Source organism: Butyricicoccus sp. (assembly GCF_050872565.1).
Lineage (GTDB): Bacteria > Bacillota > Clostridia > Oscillospirales > Butyricicoccaceae > Butyricicoccus_A.
Genome location: NZ_JBNMHC010000363.1, coordinates 1 through 2156, shown reverse-complemented (window position 1 = coordinate 2156; position 2156 = coordinate 1). Strand labels below are relative to the sequence as shown.

2 protein-coding genes are annotated in these 2156 nt (G+C 50.9%); both read right to left on the bottom strand.

Annotated elements, in window-relative coordinates:
- Window positions 1-223: 223 nt before the first annotated feature.
- Window positions 224-1054 (bottom strand): Cof-type HAD-IIB family hydrolase, encoded by an 831-nt coding sequence (locus ACR0P9_RS11390; RefSeq protein ID WP_432620239.1) that lies wholly within the window; start codon window positions 1052-1054, stop codon window positions 224-226.
- 73 nt (window positions 1055-1127) lie between these two features.
- On the bottom strand, window positions 1128-2084 hold the full coding sequence (tig, locus tag ACR0P9_RS11385) for a trigger factor (RefSeq protein WP_432620237.1): 957 nt from the start codon (window positions 2082-2084) through the stop codon (window positions 1128-1130).
- Between the last annotated feature and the right edge of the window lie 72 nt (window positions 2085-2156).

The following is a 2156-nucleotide window of genomic DNA, read 5'->3' as shown; positions in this document are numbered from 1 at the left end:
TTATTTCGTGGATATTTATCGCTTTGACATGGATGTCAAGGAAGAGGATGTCCATATCCAGACCGCAGAGGCCATGGGCTTCCAGTTTGCTGATCTGGACACCATCAAGAAGCTGGCAGAGCAGGATAAGTTCCTGCATTATAACAGCATTAAGCAGGCATTTGAAGCGTAAAATATGGAAACAAAAAGTCTCGTTTGGGCAGTTACCCGAACGAGACTTTTTTCATGCCTGTTGATTGACGAGATAGCGTTCCAGAAAAGCAGCCACACCGTCTTCATCGTTGCTCTGCGTGACGTAATCGGCACAGTCGCGCACGTGGGCGGGACTGTTGGCGACGGCAACGCCGACACCGGCGAACTCGATCATATCCAAATCATTTTCTTCGTTGCCGAATGCGGCGATTTGTTCGCGCGGAATGTTTAGATACTGGGCTAAACGCCGCAGCGCAGGACCTTTTCCGGCAGAAGCATCGGAAATTTCCAACAGATGCGGGACAGAAGATGTCACATAAATACCGGAAATCTGCTTCAGCTGTTGCGCCAAAATCACTCTTTTTTGCTGGTCTATTGTGATAAAATCAAGGCAGTCCAATTCTTGAATGTGTTCCTGTGTAAAGGCGAACAAATCACGAACCGGCTTGCGTGTGGTTTGAATGTATGAGGTCGCGGCGTCCGGCAGACCATATGCTGTCGGGTGTGCGACAAAATCGGCGTCAGCATAGGGGACACCATCGAGAAAAACCTCAAAATCCGCTTGATGGGTCTCAATCAGAGAGAGCAGCTGCTGAGTGCAAGTCGGCTTGAGCGGGGAATAGAACAGCTTTTGTCCTGTCGGTCGGTGACAGATCACTACGCCGTTAGAAGTAATCGCATAGTCAATGCCGGACACAGAGAGCACCTCCTGCGGCAGAGAATCATAAGAACGTCCGCTCGCCACGACAACATGGGTACCCTGTTGAATATATGTCTCTAATACTCGTCTGGTGCGCGGAGAAAGCGTTTTGTCTGAACGCAGCAGTGTGCCATCTAAGTCTAAGGCAATCATACGCAGCATGATAGAAACCTCCTTACTTTGTGCAGAGAAAAGAGGACGCCGTGACAGACGTCCTCCTGTATTGCATTTCTACTTATTCTTCAACCGAAGCATCAAAGACGAGCTGCAAAGCCTTGGAAATTTCCAAGCTGTTGCGCACGCTCTCACGAGCAGCCTCATCCATGGTTCCAGCCAGCTTGTCATAGTCCATCTGATACATCATAGCCATGCGGCGGATGTCGTTGTCAATGTCCTCGTCGGTGATGACAATGCCTTCCTGCTGAGCGATGGAGGCGAGAACCGCAGATGCCTTACCGGTAGCTTCTGCCTGCGGACGCATCTCTGCACGCAGCTGCTCATCGGTGATCTTGCGGTATGCCAGATACTGCTCCATAGAAGCGCCCTGCTGTGCCAAATCCTGCGTAACGGTAGCAATCATCTGCTCAACAAATGCATCGACAAACTCGTCGGACAGGTCGATTTCAGAGTTTGCAACGATCTGCTCCAGTAGTGCGTTCTGTACCTGAGAGCGAGCAGCCTGCTCCTTCTGCTGTACCAGTGCATCGTGCACATTCTGCTCGAATTCCTTGTAGTTTGCAAAGCCGTACATCTTGCCGAACAGATCATTCAGTTCCGGCAGCTTGCGCTCCTGCACCTTATGCACCTTGCACTTGAAGACAACCGGCTGTCCTGCCAGATTGCCAGCCGGATAGTTCTCCGGGAATGTTACGTTGACATCTACCTCATCACCGGCAGAAGCGCCTACCAGCTGCTCCTCAAAGCCCGGAATAAAGGTGTTGGAACCGAGAGCCAGAGAGTAGTTCTCGGAAGTGCCGCCCTCGAACTGCTCCTCGCCGAGGAAGCCTGCAAAGTCAATGACAGCGGTATCGCCCAGCTGTGCCGGACGCTCGACATCGTGCATCTTTGCGCGCTGCTGCTGCTCCTGCTTGATGGCAGCCTGTACTTCGTCGTTGGTTACGTCTGCGGTAATCGGTGCACGCTTGATGCCCTTGTACTCGCCCAGATTGATGCTAAAGTTCTTATCAGTCATAAATGAGAGATTCCTTTCCAAATTGTATCTTTTGGAATCATACCATAAATCGAAGGACTTTTCAATGCTATG

Excerpts from the sequence above, each read along its gene's own strand:
- ACR0P9_RS11390 (WP_432620239.1), bottom strand. The coding sequence starts at position 1,054 with ATGCTGCGTATGATTGCCTTAGACTTAGATGGCACACTGCTGCGTTCA.
- tig (WP_432620237.1), bottom strand. The coding sequence starts at position 2,084 with ATGACTGATAAGAACTTTAGCATCAATCTGGGCGAGTACAAGGGCATC.